Here is a 17,990-nt window from a genome sequence, read left to right on the forward strand (position 1 = left end):
CCTCTTAATTTTTGAAGACACAAGAGAAAGGATGCGTTTTTTGTGAAAAGCGCGAAGATTGAGACCATGTCACTCGAGCAGATCATGGGTGATCGTTTTGGTCGGTATTCGAAATCAATTATTCAGGAGCGGGCCCTGCCAGACATTCGGGACGGCTTAAAGCCGGTGCAGCGGCGGATTCTTTTTGCCATGAACAAGGATGGCAATACCTACAATAAGGGTTTCCGGAAGTCTGCCAAGTCGGTTGGGAACGTCATGGGGAACTTCCACCCCCACGGCGACAGCTCGATTTACGAGGCCCTGGTGCGGCTCAGTCAGGATTGGAAACTGCGCGAGCCCCTAGTCGAAATGCACGGCAACAACGGGTCGATGGACGGTGACCCGGCCGCGGCGATGCGGTATACCGAGGCCCGGCTGAGCAAGATCGCCGGTCTGATGCTGCAGGACATCGACAAGGACACGGTCGAAATGACCCTGAACTTCGACGACACGGAAAAGGAACCAACCGTTCTGCCGGGGCGGATCCCGAACCTCCTGGTCAACGGGGCCACCGGGATTTCTGCCGGTTACGCGACCGAAATTCCGACCCATAACCTGGCTGAGGTCCTGGATGCCCTGATTTACCTGGTTGACCACCCCACGGCCGACCTGGACAAGCTGATGGAATTTATCCCCGGTCCGGATTTCCCAACCGGGGGCATCATTCAGGGTATCGATGGCATTAAAAAGGCCTACCAGACCGGTCGTGGCCGGATCGTGGTCCGGGCCAAGACGGAAATCGAAACCCTGCGCGGCGGACGGCAGCAGATCAACGTCACGGAGATTCCCTATGAGGTCAACAAAGCCCAGCTGGTCAAGCGGATCAATGACCTGCGGCTGGCCCGGAAGGTGGAGGGAATTGCCGAGGCCCGTGACGAAACCGACCGCTCCGGCTTGCGGATTGCGATCGAACTCAAGCGGGGCGCCGATGCCACCGGGGTTCTCAACTACCTGCTGAAGAATACCGATCTGCAGATCAATTACAACTTCAACATGGTGGCCATTGACGACCAGCGCCCGATGCGGGTGGGCTTAAAACACATCCTGACCTCTTACCTGGCCTTTCAAAAGCAGGTCGTTCGCCGGCGGACCCAGTTTAACCTGAACAAGGCCCAGCACCGCCTCCACATCGTTGAGGGGCTGATCAAGGCCCTTTCGATCCTGGATCAGGTCATCAAGACGATCCGGGCCAGCAAGAACCGTCAGGACGCTAAGCGCAACCTGGTCAACCAGTACAGCTTTACGCCGGAACAGGCCGAGGCTATCGTGACCCTCCAGCTGTACCGGCTAACCAATACCGACGTCACCGAGCTTGAGGATGAGCAGGCAAAGCTGAATCAGGAAATCAAGGAATACCAGCTGATCCTAGACGACGAGCACGAACTGGCCAAGGTTCTCAAGCAGGAAATGCGGGCAATTAAGAAGGAGTTCGGCAACCCGCGGCGGACCAAGATTGAGGACCAGGTCGAGAAACTAGAGATCGACACCACGGTCACCGTGGCCAACGAGGACGTCGTGGTCCTGGTCTCCCATGCCGGCTACATCAAGCGCAGCAGCCTGCGGTCCTTTAAGGCCTCTGCCATCGACGAAAACGGCCTGCGTGAGGATGATTACCCACTGCTAATCCAGCAGACCAATACGCTGGCCCACCTCTTCATGTTCACTAACCTCGGTCACGTGATTTACCGGCCGGTCCACGAGATTGCCGATGCCCGCTGGAAGGACACCGGGGAGCACATCTCACAGACAATTGGCCTGGCCGATGACGAGGAGATTGTTAAGGCAATGCTCTTCGATAAGCTGGACCTGCCGGGAACCCTGATCATGGGGACCAGCGACGGCCAGGTTAAGCAGTCGGCCTTTGCGGACTACCAGCCGGGCTCACGCTACAAGAGTCACGCCAGCGTGGCAATCAAGCTCAAGGACAAGGATGCCCGCCTGGTGAGCGTGGATTACTATGAACCAGAAGCAGCGAGCCGCTCCCTTCTGGCTATCAGCCGGGAAGGCTACGCGGTCCGCTTCGACGTGGCCGATGTCCCGGTTACCGGCGTGCGGACGGCCGGCGTGCGGGCCATTAACTTGAAGGCTGGTGACGTTATGACAAACCTGGCCCTGGCCACTGCCGGTCAGCGGGTCGCAACAATCACCCAGCGGGGGGCCTTTAAGGTCATGCCACTTGATGAGATTGAGATTGGGGCCCGTGCACGGCGGGGTGAGCTTGTCCTGCGTCGTCTCAAGAGTCATCCCCACCAGATTGCCGACTTTCTGACCTACGACGCTGACTTTGCCGGCACCCTGGAGGTTATTACCGACCGGCCACAGTTCCAGGACGTCGCGGTTAGCGATCACCACCTGGGTTCAATCAAATCCAACGGCACCTTTGTGATCGATACCGATACCCAGGGCACGCCGGTCGCAATCCGCCTTAAGCAAACGGCGGTCTTAAGTGAGGATCAGCCGGAGCAAACCGTCGATTGACGCTCCCTGATGCTGGTCGTGATAATGTTTTCGAAATGAGGAATTGAGATGGGAAGAACGGAACAGAATCCAGTGGCAATGGATCTGCACCTGCCACGCTACGCCGACCTGCCCAGACTGGGGCTTTACCTTGAGCAGGCGGTTGAGTATGTCAACGGGTGCCTGGTGGCCCTGGGCGACGTGCGGCTGACCAGCGCAATGGCCAGTAGTTACGTCAAGCATCACCTGCTTGGTCATCCCCAAAAGCGGCAGTACGGGCGCGACCACCTGGCCCGCCTGATCTTTATTGCAGCAGCCAAGAACGTCCTGCCCCTGGCCTCGCTGCGGGTGGCCGTGGAGATCCAGCAGGGGAGCCGGGACAGCTTTGCCAGTGCCTACGACAGTTTTTGCACTGAGCTGGAGAACGCCACCCGCTTGGCCACGGGACAGCAAGGCTCAGGTGAGGTGGTTGACGCCGAAACGGACCAGCAGCAAATGCTCCACAACCTGGCCCTGGCGATTGCCTACCGGTCCGTGGTAGACCGCTATTTCCACGCCATCAGTGCCGATCTTTAAGGAGGAGTTGCAATGGCTTATATCAAGGAAGTTCGTCAGCTGGTCGGACACCGGCCACTGATTTTGACGAGTGCATCTGGCGCCCTGGTCAACGATGCTGGGGAGGCCCTGCTTCAGGAGCGGGCTGACACCGGTGACTGGAGTTTCCCGGGTGGCTACATGGAATTTGGCGAGAGCTTCACCCAGACCCTTGTTCGCGAGTTTAAGGAGGATGCTGGGCTTGACGTTGCCCCGGTGCGGCTGATCGGGATGTTTGACCACGACTTTTACACTTACCCGAATGGGGACCGGGTGCAGCCGGTCAACGCCTTTTACCTGGTTCGGCAGGTGAATAGTGCGACTGCTATGCCGAAGCCCAGCGAGACGGTGCGTCTGGAGTACTTTGCTCTGGATCAACCGGCACCCCGCTTCTTTAACCAGCAGCACGCCGAACAGTGGGCGGCACTGCGGAAAATGGTTAGGCAGGGCGAAGATTGAACAAAGTCCTGCACGAGCGAAACGATTCATGCTAAAATGATTAATAGCGATTGGTTCACGCACGGAACTGATTGGTGCAAAATGTGAACAAACAGGAGGAATCATTTATGGATAAAGAATTAGTCTTCGGACACCAGAAGCCAGATACCGATGCCATCACGGCGGCAATGGCCTTCTCATACTTCCAAAACCAACTGGGTTATGAAACGGAAGCGGTCGCACTTGGCGAACCAAACGACGAAACCAAGTACGCTTTAAACAAGTTTGGCATGGAGGCCCCACGGGTAGTGACGACCGTTGCCAACGAGGTCGACAAGGTCATGCTGGTTGACCACAACGAACCGCAACAGAGCGTTAGTGACATCGACAAGGTTACCGTTACCCACCTGGTTGACCACCACCGGCTGGCAAACTTTAACACTGCTCAGCCACTGTGGGCAACCCTGCGCCCATACGGCTGTGTCAGCACGATCCTGACCGAAATGTTCCAGCAAAAGAACATCAACATTCCTGCTAACCTGGCTGGGATGATGCTCTCCGCCATCATTTCTGACACGCTGCTGCTCAACTCACCAACGACGACCGACCACGACCGTGAAGCTGTTAAGTACCTTGCCAAGGTTGCCGGCGTTGACGACTACGAGAAATACGGGGTTGAAATGCTGAAGGCTGGTGCCAACGTTGATGCCAAGTCCGACGCCGACATCGTTGATGGTGATGCCAAGACCTTCGAACTGGGTGGCACCAAGATGCGGATTGGTCAGGTTAACGCCGTTGAACTGGACGACGTCTTCAAGCGTCAGGCAGACCTGGAAAACAAGATGCACGAACTGATGGACCAAAACGGCTACCAGCTCTTTATCCTGATTGCGACGAACATCTTAAACAGCGATTCCGAACTGCTGGTTGTCGGTGACCAAACCGACAAGGTTGAAGAAGCGTTCGGTCACCAGCTGGGCGACAACAACCGGATGAACCTGCCAGGGGTTGTTTCCCGGAAGAAGCAGGTTGTTCCACCATTGACCAAGGCCTTTGAAGGCTAAATTCAACCATCTAACGGCAACGCCAGACAGATGACGCTGCCGTTTTATTTTTTAAAAATTTGGTGACCAGTCGGCACAAGTGTGTCATACTTAAATTGAAACTGGAATAATTGATTACCGAGCAGAGTATGTACTCGAGGAGGAAAAATATGCGCAAGCCTTTTATCGTTGCCAACTGGAAGATGCACAAGACGGTTGACGAATCGGTCAAGTTTGTCAAAGCAATCCGGGACCAGCTGCCGGATCCGCAGGAGGTCGAAGTCGGGATCGCGGCCCAGGCCTTTTCGCTGTATCCAATGGCCCAGGTGGTAGGCAAGTCCGGGCTGCAGATCATTGCCCAGAATGCGGCGGCCGAATATTCGGGACCGTACACCGGTGAGATCAGTCTTCGGGGCCTGCACGATCTCGGCTCCCGCTACGCCATGCTGGGTCACATCGAGCGGCGGCGGCTCTTCGGCGAAAACAACGCGGCCGTCAGTCAGAAGGTCAAGGCGGCCCTGCAAATCGGGGTCACCCCAATCATCTGTACTGACGAGACGATGGTCCAAAAGGAAGTCAACGGTGAGATTCACTACGTCTTCCAGCAGCTGATGAGCGTGCTGCACGGCGTCTCCCTGGATCAGATCAGGCGGGTCGTTATTTCCTACGAACCGAGCTGGGCGGTCGGGGTCGGTCAGCACGCCAACGCTGCCCTGGCCGAAGAAGGCTGCCGGATGATTCGGCGGACGATCGCGGACAACTATACCTACGAGATTGCCGACAAGATTCGGATCCTCTATGGGGGAAGCGTTAACCCGGACAACATCAAGGAGATCATGGCCAAGCCGGACATCGACGGGGCTCTGATTGGTCGGGCCAGTCTGGACGTCGATAATTTCCTCAAGATGGTCAATTATGCCAAAAATGAGGAGGCGCAGCTTGCAAAGCAGGCGCCTGCAAAGAAGAAATAGGGTGAAAGAATGCAACTGAAGAAAGCAGGAATGGCCGATCTCGAGTCGGTCTTGACAATTCTGCGTGACGGCCGGGATCAGCTGGCCGAACGCGGGGTCGACCAGTGGCAGGGGGACTACCCAAATGCCACTCATATCAAGCAGGACATTGAGGCCGGTAACGCCTACCTGATCCAATCCGACGATGATCAGACGGTCGGGACGGTGGCAATCGTGGGCGCCCCGGACCCGGTCTACGACGACCTAAATGGTCACTGGCTGACCCAGACGGATAAGTACGTGGTGATTCACCGGGTGGCCATTCATTCCGACCATGCCGGCAAGGGCTATGCCTCGGCGCTCTTTGTCCACCTGCTGGACTACCTGGCCGAGCAAACGGACATTCAATCGGTCCGGGCCAGCACCAACCAAAACAACCAGGTCATGCAGCACCTGCTGACCAAGCACGGTTTTACCAAGGTGGGGACGCTCAAGGGGGCTTACCGCCCGCAGGAGCTGTCCTACGTTTATGAGCGGCTTGTAAAGGAATAAGAAATGCGGATCGCAGTCTGATGAGGGGCTGCGATTCTTTTTATTAGCTTGGTTGAATGTGCTTATTTACTTTAACAAAATCCAAAACAAAAAAAGCACGCAAAAAATGCATGCTTTTAAGTTTACGAAAGGGCACGCTCACAAATTAGCGCACGCTATTTACCCATCGGATGAGGTGTGACATATAAAGTCTTCTGCCCGCGGAAAGTCACGAAACCAGGTTTGGCACCGCTGGGTTTGTGAAGCCGCTTGACCGGCAGGTAATCGACGGGGACGTTGTCCGAGTCACGGCCTTTGGAGAAGTAGGCGGCTAGCTGGGCGGCCTCGAGGATTGTTTGATCGCTGGGATTAGTCGAGCGGATCACAACGTGGGAACCGGGGATGTCCTTGACGTGGAGCCAGATCTCGTTCTTATTGGCGATCTTAAAGCTCAACCGGTCGTTTTGCATGTTGTTCTTACCGACCAGGACCAATGTGCCGTCGCTAGCGTGGAATTGTTCGGGCTTGCTTGCGCGAACCTTGCGCTGCTTCTTGCTCTTCTGGTGCTTGGCCTTGATGTAGCCCTGGTGCTGAAGCTCCAGCCGAATTTCCTGGATGTCAGCCGGGGAGGCGAGATCGATCTGGTTTTGGATGTTTTCAAAGTAGGCGATCTCGTCTTCGGTCAGCTTCATCTGCTCATTGACGTGGGCAACCGAGGCCTTGAGCTTATCGTACTTGGTAAAGTATTTTTGCGCATTGCGTGACGGCGACAATTCCGGTGCCAGGGCAATCTTTAGTGGCTTGTTGTCATCATAGAAGTTTGGCAGGGTGATTTCCTTCATCCCCGGCTTGAGCTTGCCGAGGTAAGTGGTTAGGATCTCGCCGCGAATCCGGTAGCGATCGGCCGCATCGGCATCGGCCAGCTGCTGGTGGAACTTCTTGACCTTGCGTCGGTCCTTCTTCAATTCGTTTTTGATCACCTTGATGACCTGGCCAGCCAGTTCCTTTGAGCGGTCCTGCTGCGCCTTTTGGGCATAGTAGTTGTCCAGTAGCTCCGAAAGGGTCGTAAAGTGCTGAAGCGAGTCTTCAACGCTGTCCAATGGTGGAAAAGCCATGAAGGACTTTTTCTTGCCGTCAATGATCACTGGATCTGGTGAATCAAAGTGCTGGATGAACTGTTGGTAGGTGGTTGGCAGGTGTTCGCTGTCCAACAAGCGCTTGGCCAGGTCGCGGGCGGTGTCGGTGCCCAGCCCCTCGTAGCCAACTTGGAGCTGGTGGGCGAGTTCGCGGGGATCCGAATACTGGCGTGTTAAGTCGGAATAGAGTTGGTTTGGCAGGTAAGGGTTGCGTTTTTCCTGCTTGGGCGGCATCACGAAGGTAGCACCCGGCAGGAGAAGGCGGACCCGGTTTTGGTCGGAGCCGACGTGCTTAATCGTGTCGATAATCTTGCCCGTCTTCTGGTTGACCAGGGAAATATTGCTGTGGCGGGCCATGATTTCGCTGATCAGGACCAGCTGCTGGCTGTCGCCGAGCTCGTCGCGGGTATCAAAGGTCAGCTTGATGATCCGGTCATTACCGACCTGCTCAATCGAGCTGAGGATGGCGCCCTCTAAGTACTTGCGGAGGGTCATCGTAAAGTTGGTTGGCACCGCCGGGTTGCTGTAGGGGATCGTCGTGATTTGAATCCGGGGATAGGTGGGATTAGCCGAAAGCAGCAGGGCGTGGTTGTGCCGGTGGGCGCGGATTGTGATGATCAGCTCGGCCGGGTAGGGCTGGCTGATTCTGGCCACACGTCCGGTGGTCAGGGTTTGGTCTAATTCATGCACCATTGCATGGGTGAAAAAACCATCAAAGGACATGGATAGCGCTCCTTTCCTGTATAAATACGCGTAAAATCGTGCGGTATTTATTATACCGTTTTTGTCCCATTCTAAACAAGTTTCAGCCCTTGTGTCGGCAAAGAAGGTTGGTTTATTCTAGAGGGTGTGGTATGCTTCTTGTATTATGCGAGTATTCTATACTGATTAATTTGCACTTATCTTGATAATTATCAAAATTGAAATTGGAGGACGATATAATGAAAATTGCTGTTGTGACCGACAGCACGGCCTACCTGACTCCTGAAGAGGCGGCCGCCAATCACATCCACGTTGTACCGATCCCGTTTGTGGTGGACGGCAAGAGTTATCGTGAGGGTGTTGATATTACGACCGCGGAATTTTATCACCTGCTGAAAACGTCAAGCACCTTTCCAAGCACTTCCCAGCCGTCGATCGGTGAAATGATGGAGCTCTACCAAGGCCTGGCCGACCAGGGCTACGATGCCGTCATCAGCATTCACCTGACCAGCTCAATTTCTGGCTTTTTGAACTCGATCAGCCAGCTTGCCGAAGAGATGAAGGACACGATTAAGATCGTGCCGTTTGATAGCCACATCACCGTCAAGCTGATGGGCTACCTGGCCCTGGAGGCCTCCAAGATGGTTCAAAACGGTGACGACCTGGACACGATTGTAACGAAGCTGACCCAGCTGCGGGACACGATTAATGAAGTTTTCGTGGTCGATGACCTGCAAAACCTGGTCCGGGGTGGCCGGCTTTCCAACGCCTCGGCTTTCGTGGGTTCCATTTTGAAGATCAAGCCGCTCCTGACCTTCCATAACGAGCACCACGCCATCGAGGCCTTTGAGAAGGTCCGTTCAATGAAGAAGGCCAAGCTGCGGTGTGAGGAGATCTTCAAAGAGGACTTGGCCAAGATCGACTATCCAGTTCGGGGACTGGTCTTCCACGCTAACGCACCGGAAGCCGGGCAAAAGTGGCTGGACAAGCTTCAAGCCGAGTATCCAGATATTAACTTTGAACTGACCTACTTCGGGCCGGTTGTCGGGACGCACCTCGGTCAGGGTGCCCTGGCCCTGGCCTGGATGCAGGACACCACGAAGAAGCCCTTAGAATGAGAACATCGGTAAAAAATGGGGTCATCGTGATCATCGCGGTGGCCTTAATGCTTTTAGTTGCTGCCATCAGTCCCCGGGTGGTCCTGCCGACGGGGAGCCTCGTTGCACCACTGGCCGGGATCATTGGCATCAGTGCCTTGCTGACGGTGGGCTTTTCTCTGGCACTTTTGATTATGATGCTGGGCTTGGTCGGAATGTATTTGCTGGGGGCCGCTGATGAGATCGTGATCATAGCCGTCGTGGTGACCTTTATTGTGGTTGCCCTTCTGCGTAACCGGCAGACGAGGCCGGTCAGTCACCAGCAATTAATCCTGTTTGGCCTGGTGGCTGGGATATTAATGTTTGTCCTCATCGAGCTTGGCCTCCTGGTCCGCGGCTGGCTGTTTGACGGTCAGTGGTCGACTGCCCTGGCTTTTGGGCAACTGGGCCTTTCGCTGGGAACCCTGACCGCCCTGCTCTATGCTGCCCTGGTGGCGCCGGTTACGATCGGCTGGCGCAAGGCGCTGGGCCGGTGGAACGAAAATGGATTGTAAAAATAAAAGAGGCTGAGGATTAACTCAGTCTCTTTGCTGTTATATAGTTGTAAATGCTACAGCGCGGTAGCTGGCTGGATTCCAGACGTTGATAAATCAACGCCCGGAACGCCTAGCCAGCCTCGCGGGGGTGGAAAGACGAACTCGCAAGCGAGTTCTGTTCCACTCCCTTTTTATTTTAGCGTTCTGCGTTCCATTCGGCCTTGAATTCATTTAGGAAGTCATACATCACCTGTTGACGGTGCTCGGCAATTTCCCGCGCGGTCTTAGTCTGCAGCATGTCTTTTAACTTGAACAGCTTTTCGTAGAAGTGGTTGATGATCGTTTCATCTGCTAAATTCCGGTATTCCTCCCGGCTCATGTTTTCCCGCGGCTTGGTAGCGGGGTCGTAGATTCGTTCACGGTGCCGGCCGCCGTAGTAGACGGCCCGGGTGATGCCGATCGCGCCGATGGCATCCAGCCAGTCGGCGTCCCGGACGATCTTGGCGACGAGGGAGAGGTGGATTGGCTCACCGTCCAGGGTGTGGGCAAAGGAAATGTTGGAGATGACGTTCATAATGGTGGTGACTTGCTCAGCAGAAAAATCCTGATCTAAAAGATAGGCTTTCAGCTCGGCCTTGGCACCGTCCACACTGTCGACCAGTTTTTCGTCAATCGTGTCGTGCAGGTAGGCGGCCACCACCGGCAGGAAGGGATCGATGCCCTCGCCAATGGACAAGCGACGGGCCATTCTGACAACCCGGTTGATGTGATCCATGCCGTGGCCGGACTTGTCAGCCCCCAATTTACTGATGGTGTAGTTCTTGACCGCGACAATTTGTTTTTCTTGCTCCATAGTGAACCTCCGTTACCAAAATTGAATGCGAGCCACCCGCGAAGCTTGTTATAATTAGGCAGAAGAATGAGGGGAGACGCGCAATGAATTTATTATTTTCAATTGATGACCATTATACTACACAGCTTGAAACGGTGCTGCTGTCGATTCGGCTGAACACCCGGCCGACGAAGATTAACGTTTACGTGATTCAAAAGCAGCCCCTCAAGCAGGCGGCTGAGCTGAAACGGGTCTGCGCTCACCTGGGGATGACCTACCACCCGGTGATGGTCGAAGATGGGATGTTTGCCACCGCGCCGGTGACCGATCGCTACCCGACGACGATCTATTATCGTTTGCTGGCCCATCAGCTGCTGCCAAAAAGCTTACATAAGATTCTCTACCTGGACGCCGACGTGCTCTGCATTAACGATTTGACCAGCCTCTACGACCTTGACCTCAGCGGTTACCTTTACGCCTCGGCCATCCACACCGGGCTGACCAACACCACCGAGGTAATCAACAAGATTCGCCTGCAAAACTTCGATGCCGATGGCTACTACAATTCCGGGGTCCTCCTGATGAATCTGGACGAGATCCGGCGGCGGGTGCGGGCTGAGGACATCTTTAGCTATATTCGCAAGCACGTCCTTCTTTTGCCTGACCAGGACGTCCTCAACGCCCTTTACGGCAAATACATCAAGTCGGTGCCGGACGAGCTCTATAACTTCGACACCCGTAACGGGCGCATCTACGAGACGATCTCTTTTGGTGAGTGGACCCTCGACTGGGCGGTCAAGCACACCGTGATCCTCCATTACTGCGGTCGGGAAAAGCCGTGGCTAACTACCAAAAATAGTGGACGCTACACGGCCCTGTACAAGCACTACTGGCGCTTGGCAGAACGAGTGGCGGACGATAAATTAAGACTCAATTAAAAGCGCGTCACGGGGCCGAAAATGGCTCACGTGACGCGCTTATTTTAGGCGGAGTTGATCGCCGGCAAGAAAACTGTCGTCGAATTTGGTCAGGGGATGAAAATAACGTTTGCCGAACTCATCGATCAGGCCGTGGAAGTCCTGGGCCATGGCGGCAGTGAAGTCGGCCGGCAGGGTAACCCGGTTGGCCAGCTGCTGGTAGGACGTCAGACCCGTGGCCCCCAGGCAGGTAAAAAGGGTCCGGGCATACTTGTCACTGATAAAGGTGGGAACCTCAAAAACGTATGTGAGCAGCACGTCGGCGGTCTCCGGGCCAATCCCGTGCAACTTGAGCAGTTGCGTGCGGAGTCCCTTCCCGTATTTTTGCCGGATCGCTGGGTAGTCGTAGTCAAACTGCCGCAGCCAGGAAAAGACGCTGACCAGGGCCCGACTCTGCAGCCAGGAAAAGACGCTGACCAGGGCCCGACTCTTATTGCGGTAGAAACCGGCGGGCCGAACCAGATCGTGGAGCTTGTCGGGCGTTAGTGCCAATAGTTGGTTGGGATTCAGGCTGGTTTCCTTGCGCAGCAGGGCCAGGGCCTGGTCGGCGTTGCGCCAGTTAGTGTTTTGGATCAGGATCGCGCCGATGATGATCTCTTCCTTGGAGTCGGCCGGCCACCAGCCGGACGGGCCCATCTGGCGGCGCATCTTTTGGTAAAGCGTGATGAGGGTAATCTGCATGTCATCAGTCCTTTCCAAACTATTTTTAACGAAAAAAAGAGAACGGGAGTGGGACAGAACTCGCTTGCGAGTTCGTCTTCTCACCCCCGCGAGGCTGGCTAGGCGTTCCGACGCGAAGCTAGCCTATCCTGGTGGACGTTGATTTATCAACGTTCGGAATCCAGCCAGCTACCGCGCTGTAGCATTTATAGCTATAAAATAGCAAAGAAACTGGATTAATGCCTAACCTCGTTCTTTTGATAGTAGGTTTTACTTGCCCCAGAAGAATTTGATCAGGATTTGATTGACCTGCGGGTTGTGGTGGAGCAGTTCGTGCTTGACATTGGTCCCGGTGAGCCGGATTTCGCGATACGAACGCGGCCGGTTGTTCAAGAGGTAGCGGAAGGATTTACTCGACAGGTTGCTGACCTGGCTGTCGTCACCAGTGCCGAGGTCCCCGTAGACGTTTAATACCCGAACCTGGCGCGGGTAGGAGTGGCGCAAGGGTAGCAGCTTGCGGTAGGAGCCATTCATCGCGGATGGCTTGCCGGTCTTGGCATTGACGGATTTCAGATCACTTGGCTGGTTCCAGCCCATGGCACCATCAAAGGGACCGCCCAGGGCGACTTCCTTTTGCAGCTGGGGCAGCTTTTTATTGTGGGCGTTGGCCAGGAGGTAGTACATCACCGCCAAGTTGCCCATCGAATGGGCCTCGATGTTGATCTTCTTGAAGTGGTAGGTGTTTGCGAGCTTAACGATGACGTTTTTAGCCCACTTGCCCTGCTCGCTGTAATTGGTGTTCTGGTTGTTTTCAAAATTGACCTCGACGAGCGGGTTGACGGCATTGTGGGGGATTGTGCCCTCCAGAGTGACCTGACCAGACCCACTGACGTCGGCGACAATCGCCGTCTTGCTGACGCCGACGGCCATGATTCCGTCAACCATGTACTGTTCTGACTTGGTTGAGCCCCCGAAGCCGTGGAAAAAAAGGGTCGGGGTGGTGGAATGGACATAGTGATCGGCCAACTGTTGGGCGTGGCCGCTGCTGGTCGGTAGGAGAAGGATAACCAGGGCCACTATGAGGCTGCTCAATATTACAAAACGCTGTTTCATGAAAATTTAGCCTTCTTTGATGTAATTTAAGGCTATCATAGCATCATCTGCTGGCGATGGAATGCTCGAATCCTTAATTGCCGGTTTTCTTTAGGGAATTAAGGAAGGCGGGACTGCTGGTAATCTTGGCGGCATAGTCGACCATTTCATCAATCCCCGGTTCCATCCCCCGCTTAAACCACTCGATCACCAGATTATAGGCAATCCCGTTCCAGGCGGCGTGAATGATGTAGTCCTCTTGGCCTGGCAAAATTTCCTGGTTCAGCAATGCAAGAATTTCTGCTTCCAAACCGGCATTGATGATGATCGTCAGCTTTTTTCGCTGCTCGTAAACAGCATTGAAAGTGTAGCGCCAGCCCTCTTGCAGGCCGGGGAAGAAACTATTAAAGCAGTTGGTGGTGACGCTTTGGATTAATTCTTCTAAAATGTCATTTTTGGACTTGTAATTGTTGTAAAAAGCGGAGCGCGAAACGCCGGCCACCTTGATTAATTCAGTAATCGTAATTTTGGCGAAATCTTTTTTCCGCATCAAAATGAAGAGGCCTTCCTGAATCGACTCCCGGACGATCTGACGCGATTCGTGGTTGGCCTTTTTTAGTGCGGCAATTTGTTTGGCAGTTTTAGTCATGTGAAGTGATCCTTTCTGTGAATACAAATTTGTGCTTCTGTCCACGCGGTTCCTTAAACCATTGTCATCCCCCTTATTATAAAGTAAACTACGGATAAAACAACTGTATTACCGGAAAGGAGAACGACATGATTAAGGTTTCGATCAGAGGAAAAGAATTCACCGAGACGGATATTAAGGAATGGGAAGCCTGGCGAGTAGGAGTCTCAAAGAAATTCTTTGAAAAGAAATTAAACAAGCAGCTCGACATTAAGAATGCGGATGAGCTTGCCGCATTTAAAGCAACGATTCCCCAAGCGGAGATGCGCCGCCTGATGCAAAAACAGGTCGACTTTACGGCCACTGGCAGCAATGTCGTCGTTCGAATGTCCAGGGGAAAGCGCAAGATCAGCGTGACGGAGATGGATGTTGACTTTTGTGATTCAAAGACGCTGCGCAAGATGTACGATGACATGATGCTCAATAACACGGAAGCCAATCGCCGGGCATGCCTGCGGGCCAACCCGGATCATTACCTGCTGCAGGGTCTGAATGAGACCGATCAAGAGGTGATTGAGCTGACGGGTGGTTTGCCATGGGCCAGCCGGTTCGTCATTCGTTACGGTGACTTTGCCGGTTTACAATCGAAAAAGGATCCGGACTACCCTTACCAAGCAGCTGGGGTCTCGTACCTGCCGAGTGGCCTGGCCATCGGTGCCGTTCGTCACCAGATGAAGGATACCGCGACGGGGTGCCACATCAAGCTAATGGTTGAATTTCCAATCTTGATGCCGGATAAGAACATTCGCGCCCACGAGTACCATTTAGCGTGCGAATTCTACAATTGGTTTAGCGAAATCGAAAGAAGAATTAAGGAGGGTGAATAGGATGGAAGCTGAAGTATACTTTAGCGGCAAAAAGGTGGCGCCAAAAGAAATTGAAGATTGGGAGAAACGGCATTCGGTCGCAATGGCCAAGCGCTTGCAGAAGTTTTATCACATCGATGTCAGCCCATTCTTTGTGCGGAGCATTCCCGAAACCGACGTCTTGACCGTTCGCAAGAAGCTCGTCGATTACAAAATGCAGCTAAGCAATGAAGAAATTCGCGGGAAACTAAAGCACGTCTTTCAGCTGACTAACACTGCCGAGGACCTGATGGCGACTTTAGGGCGGCACAAGCGCAAGTCCAGCGTTGTGGAAATTGTCGTTAAAAACGTGCCCGCTAATTTTGACCTGAAGAAGTTTGTTGATGAGATCCAGGCCCTGATGACCTCGACCTCCGCAAAGGACCGCCGGATTGGTTTGGCAGCTAGTCCAGACCACCTGCTTCTCGAAGGGCGGCCACACAATTCCCAGGAAATCGTTGAGATTACTGGTGGGGCCCCGATGGAAGCCCACTTTATCAACTATTACGGTGTTGAAGCGGGGATCAATTATCCACGGGATCCGGAATACCCCTACCAAATGGTCGGCATTAGCATGATGACGAATAACACCATTGCGGGGGACATTCGCCATCAGTACAAGGAGGAGGGGACGGGCTTTCGGGCCAAGTTGGCAGACGAATTCCCCGTTTTCTTCACCAGCTCCATGATCCGCGAGCACCAGTTCCACTTGGCCAACGAATTCTTAGTGTGGTACAAGTATCTGCTGGATAATTGGAAACAATCGCCCCAGCAAGTCAAAAACAGGAAGTAGGTAATTGGAATGAAGATTATGGTAATTGGCGCCTTTGGTCGGGTTGGACAGAAGGTCGTTCGACTGGCCCAGGCACAGGGCATGCAGGTCACCGCTGTTGGCCACCATGACCATCCGGAAGTTGATCTTGGTCAGGCAACCGTCTTAATCAAAGACGTTAAGGAACTGACGCAAAAAGAGATCACTGGTTATGACGCTATTTTGGACGCAACGGCCGGCTGGGATGAGGATAGCGCGGCTAATGTCTACCTCGGACTATGGCACTTGGCCCAACTATTGAGCAGCTTTAAGAACCAGACGCGCCTGCTGAAGGTTGGCGGCACGAATACGCTCTTCATTAATCCTGAACACACACTAACCCTCCAGAGCCTATCCAGCTATTACCCAGCAAAGTATAAGTTCATGTGTGACGCCCATCAGGAAGCACTCGACATTCTGCGGCGCTATTCCAACCTCCTGTGGACCTATGTTACCCCGGCATATAATTTTGACTCTCAGGGAGTGGCCACCCACTCCTATCACGTTGCGGGGGAGGAGTTTACTCCTGTTCCGGGCGGCGATGATGGCAAGGACGACTACATTAGCTATACGGACTTTGCCCAGGGAATTGTCGACCTGATCGCCAACCACCAATTCATTCGCCAGCGGATTACCCTCAGCCATGGCGATAAGCCCGTTGAGTAAGCAAAACAAGCAAAAAAGCAGAGCTTCAATCCGACTCTGCTTTTTTGTTGCAATGTCCTTTCTCAAACCAAAAATTAGCCCTTATTGCTTGTCAGGAAAACGCAAAGTGTGATACATTATTATGGTTCTAATTATCAGATGAGCGGTTTTGATAAGAAAAAATAATGAAGGGATGATCAATACATGCAAATCAAGCAAGCAACGATGGACAACCTCGACCAAATTCTTGAAATCCTGCGGGACGGCCGTGACCAGCTGGCCTCCCAGGGGATTGACCAGTGGCAGGGAGACTATCCCAACGTTGAACACGTTAAGGAAGATATTAATCACGGTTGGGCTTACCTGGTCCAGTCCGACGATGATGAAACGGTCGGCGCCCTGTCAATCGTGGAAGCACCGGATCATTCCTACGATGAGCTCGACGGTGACTGGCTCATCGATACCGACAAGTACGTGGTGATCCACCGGGTCGCCATCCACTCTAACCACGCCGGTAAGGGTTATGCTTCGGCCCTCTTCACCAACGTGATCGACTACATCAAGACGAACCGGAAGGACATCAAGACGATTCGAATCGACACCCACGAGGACAACAAGATCATGCAGCACCTGATTACTAAGACCGGCTTTACTGAGGTCGGGATGCTCCATGGTGTTTACCGCCCGGAGGAAAATTCAATCGTTTACGCCATGCTGACTGGCAACTAATATACTAATGCGGCGTCTCCTAAACGGGAGGCGCCTTTTTCGGATGGTCATGATCCCATTGATCTGTTAAAATAAAACGTATTACGGATTTGGGAAGTGATGATCGGTGAAAAATGAACGACAGCAAAATAATTTCCGCTTTGCCCTCCAGACCTCGAGCCCGGTGTTCTTTGGCTACGTGATCCTGGGAATTGGCTACGGACTATACATGCACAATCTCGGTTTCTCGTTTTGGTATCCGACCCTGATGGCGCTGACCATCTATGGGGGCTCGGTCGAGTTTGTGATTGCTAACCTTCTGCTGCAGCATTTTAACCCGCTCAATGTCTTCCTGATCACTGCCGTGGTGGGCTTTCGCCAGTTCTTCTACGGGATTTCGATGCTGACGAAGTATCCGCACCGGGGTTGGCGGAAGTGGTTTTTGCTCTTCGGGCTGACGGACGAGACCTTCGTCATCAACTACAACCTGTCCCACGTGCCGGACAACTGTGATCTGCGCACGGTCCAGCTCTGGATTACGGCCCTCGACTACTTCTACTGGGTGTTGGGCGCCTTTTTAGGGGGCTTTCTGGGCAGTGCGATGAACATCCAGATCAAAGGGCTGGACTTCGTGATGACAGCCCTTTTCATCGTCCTGGCCCTTGAACAGTTCCTCAAGGAAGAGAGCCACGTCAGCTCGATCAGCGGGCTCGTGATCACCGTTGCCTGCCTGCTGCTCTTTGGCAAGACCTACTTCCTGATTGCAACCCTATTGATTTTGGTCGGCGAATACTATTACTTTTACCGCCGACGCGTTCGGGGAGGTGAGGGCCAATGATGTTTTGGCAACGAGTGGTGACGATTGGCATCGCGGCGGTCACCAATTTTTTGACCCGCTACTTGCCGTTTCGCCTTTTTACCTCCAGCAAGGACGAGGAGGACGAACTCTCACCCTTCATCAAGGGGCTCGGGGAGTTCCTACCGGCGGCAATCATGAGCATGCTGGTCGTCTACTGCTACCGCAACATTAATCTGTTGGGCGGCAATCATGGCCTGCCGGATCTAATCGCCGGTTTGATCACCGTCCTGGTGCATCTCTGGCGGCGAAGCATGTTTCTCTCACTGATCGTCGGGACGGTTTCCTACATTCTGCTAATTAACTTTGTTTTCTAAGCAAAAAAGCGTCGGTCGCAAATTAATGCGAGCGGC

Annotated in this window: 20 protein-coding genes; 15 read left to right on the forward strand and 5 right to left on the reverse strand. The window is 53.8% G+C overall.

Going from position 1 to position 17,990, the window contains the following annotated elements; genetic code table 11:
• Nucleotides 1-42 precede the first annotated feature (42 nt).
• The 6 genes from parC (at nucleotide 43) to LKE23_RS01550 (ending at nucleotide 6,073) form a co-directional block, all read left to right on the forward strand.
• Complete coding sequence (parC, locus tag LKE23_RS01525) at nucleotides 43-2,517, forward strand: DNA topoisomerase IV subunit A (protein ID WP_291977756.1); 2,475 nt, start codon at nucleotides 43-45, stop codon at nucleotides 2,515-2,517.
• A 48-nt stretch (nucleotides 2,518-2,565) separates the two neighbouring features.
• A complete protein-coding gene (locus LKE23_RS01530; RefSeq protein ID WP_291977757.1) occupies nucleotides 2,566-3,072 on the forward strand; it encodes a DUF1836 domain-containing protein in 507 nt (168 codons plus the stop codon).
• Nucleotides 3,073-3,084: 12 nt separating this feature from the next.
• Complete coding sequence (locus LKE23_RS01535; RefSeq protein WP_291977758.1) at nucleotides 3,085-3,549, forward strand: NUDIX hydrolase; 465 nt, start codon at nucleotides 3,085-3,087, stop codon at nucleotides 3,547-3,549.
• A 107-nt stretch (nucleotides 3,550-3,656) separates the two neighbouring features.
• The gene (locus LKE23_RS01540) at nucleotides 3,657-4,592 is read left to right on the forward strand and encodes a manganese-dependent inorganic pyrophosphatase (protein ID WP_291977759.1); all 936 of its coding nucleotides are present in this window, start codon (nucleotides 3,657-3,659) and stop codon (nucleotides 4,590-4,592) included.
• A 149-nt stretch (nucleotides 4,593-4,741) separates the two neighbouring features.
• Entirely contained in the window at nucleotides 4,742-5,542 is an 801-nt protein-coding gene (gene tpiA, locus LKE23_RS01545; protein ID WP_291977760.1) for a triose-phosphate isomerase, read from the forward strand.
• A gap of 9 nt (nucleotides 5,543-5,551) precedes the next feature.
• Nucleotides 5,552-6,073, forward strand: coding sequence for a GNAT family N-acetyltransferase (locus LKE23_RS01550; protein WP_291977761.1), 522 nt, complete (start codon nucleotides 5,552-5,554; stop codon nucleotides 6,071-6,073).
• Nucleotides 6,074-6,228: 155 nt separating this feature from the next.
• On the opposite strand, the gene LKE23_RS01555 is transcribed toward LKE23_RS01550, so the two are convergent.
• Nucleotides 6,229-7,911 carry an NFACT RNA binding domain-containing protein gene (locus LKE23_RS01555; RefSeq protein WP_291977762.1) on the reverse strand — a complete coding sequence of 561 codons (1,683 nt, stop codon included), beginning with the start codon at nucleotides 7,909-7,911 and terminating at the stop codon, nucleotides 6,229-6,231.
• 218 nt (nucleotides 7,912-8,129) lie between these two features.
• Here LKE23_RS01555 and LKE23_RS01560 point away from each other — a divergent pair, with 218 nt between their 5' ends.
• Both LKE23_RS01560 and LKE23_RS01565 read left to right on the forward strand, forming a co-directional pair.
• Nucleotides 8,130-9,008, forward strand: coding sequence for a DegV family protein (locus LKE23_RS01560; protein WP_291977763.1), 879 nt, complete (start codon nucleotides 8,130-8,132; stop codon nucleotides 9,006-9,008).
• Nucleotides 9,005-9,541 (forward strand): hypothetical protein, encoded by a 537-nt coding sequence (locus LKE23_RS01565; RefSeq protein WP_291977764.1) that lies wholly within the window; start codon nucleotides 9,005-9,007, stop codon nucleotides 9,539-9,541. Before LKE23_RS01560 ends, LKE23_RS01565 begins: the two co-directional genes overlap by 4 nt.
• Nucleotides 9,542-9,719: 178 nt before the next feature.
• Here the strand turns inward: LKE23_RS01565 and LKE23_RS01570 are convergent, their stop codons facing one another.
• Nucleotides 9,720-10,376, reverse strand: coding sequence for an HD domain-containing protein (locus LKE23_RS01570; protein ID WP_291977765.1), 657 nt, complete (start codon nucleotides 10,374-10,376; stop codon nucleotides 9,720-9,722).
• 83 nt (nucleotides 10,377-10,459) lie between these two features.
• Here LKE23_RS01570 and LKE23_RS01575 point away from each other — a divergent pair, with 83 nt between their 5' ends.
• Nucleotides 10,460-11,293 carry a glycosyltransferase family 8 protein gene (locus LKE23_RS01575; RefSeq protein ID WP_291977766.1) on the forward strand — a complete coding sequence of 278 codons (834 nt, stop codon included), beginning with the start codon at nucleotides 10,460-10,462 and terminating at the stop codon, nucleotides 11,291-11,293.
• A 39-nt stretch (nucleotides 11,294-11,332) separates the two neighbouring features.
• On the opposite strand, the gene LKE23_RS01580 is transcribed toward LKE23_RS01575, so the two are convergent.
• The 3 genes from LKE23_RS01580 to LKE23_RS01590 all read right to left on the reverse strand — a co-directional run bounded on the left by LKE23_RS01580 (nucleotide 11,333) and on the right by LKE23_RS01590 (nucleotide 13,733).
• Complete coding sequence (locus LKE23_RS01580) at nucleotides 11,333-12,013, reverse strand: endonuclease III domain-containing protein (protein ID WP_291977767.1); 681 nt, start codon at nucleotides 12,011-12,013, stop codon at nucleotides 11,333-11,335.
• A 249-nt stretch (nucleotides 12,014-12,262) separates the two neighbouring features.
• Entirely contained in the window at nucleotides 12,263-13,105 is an 843-nt protein-coding gene (locus LKE23_RS01585) for an alpha/beta hydrolase (protein WP_291977768.1), read from the reverse strand.
• Between the two features lie 73 nt (nucleotides 13,106-13,178).
• Nucleotides 13,179-13,733, reverse strand: a complete 555-nt coding sequence (locus tag LKE23_RS01590) for a TetR/AcrR family transcriptional regulator (protein WP_291977769.1) — start codon at nucleotides 13,731-13,733, stop codon at nucleotides 13,179-13,181.
• A 128-nt stretch (nucleotides 13,734-13,861) separates the two neighbouring features.
• Between LKE23_RS01590 and LKE23_RS01595 the strand changes: the two genes are divergently transcribed.
• From LKE23_RS01595 to LKE23_RS01620, 6 genes are all read left to right on the forward strand, one after another.
• Nucleotides 13,862-14,599, forward strand: coding sequence for a hypothetical protein (locus tag LKE23_RS01595; protein WP_291977770.1), 738 nt, complete (start codon nucleotides 13,862-13,864; stop codon nucleotides 14,597-14,599).
• A gap of 1 nt (nucleotide 14,600) precedes the next feature.
• Nucleotides 14,601-15,410 (forward strand): hypothetical protein, encoded by an 810-nt coding sequence (locus tag LKE23_RS01600; protein WP_291977771.1) that lies wholly within the window; start codon nucleotides 14,601-14,603, stop codon nucleotides 15,408-15,410.
• Between the two features lie 9 nt (nucleotides 15,411-15,419).
• A complete protein-coding gene (locus tag LKE23_RS01605; RefSeq protein WP_291977772.1) occupies nucleotides 15,420-16,094 on the forward strand; it encodes an NAD(P)-dependent oxidoreductase in 675 nt (224 codons plus the stop codon).
• Nucleotides 16,095-16,277: 183 nt separating this feature from the next.
• Entirely contained in the window at nucleotides 16,278-16,802 is a 525-nt protein-coding gene (locus tag LKE23_RS01610; protein WP_291977773.1) for a GNAT family N-acetyltransferase, read from the forward strand.
• A 106-nt stretch (nucleotides 16,803-16,908) separates the two neighbouring features.
• Nucleotides 16,909-17,619, forward strand: coding sequence for an AzlC family ABC transporter permease (locus LKE23_RS01615; RefSeq protein WP_291977774.1), 711 nt, complete (start codon nucleotides 16,909-16,911; stop codon nucleotides 17,617-17,619).
• Nucleotides 17,616-17,954, forward strand: coding sequence for a branched-chain amino acid transporter permease (locus LKE23_RS01620; protein WP_291977775.1), 339 nt, complete (start codon nucleotides 17,616-17,618; stop codon nucleotides 17,952-17,954). Before LKE23_RS01615 ends, LKE23_RS01620 begins: the two co-directional genes overlap by 4 nt.
• The last annotated feature ends 36 nt before the right edge of the window (nucleotides 17,955-17,990 follow it).

It is taken from the genome of Limosilactobacillus sp., from assembly GCF_022482365.1.
Lineage (GTDB): Bacteria > Bacillota > Bacilli > Lactobacillales > Lactobacillaceae > Limosilactobacillus.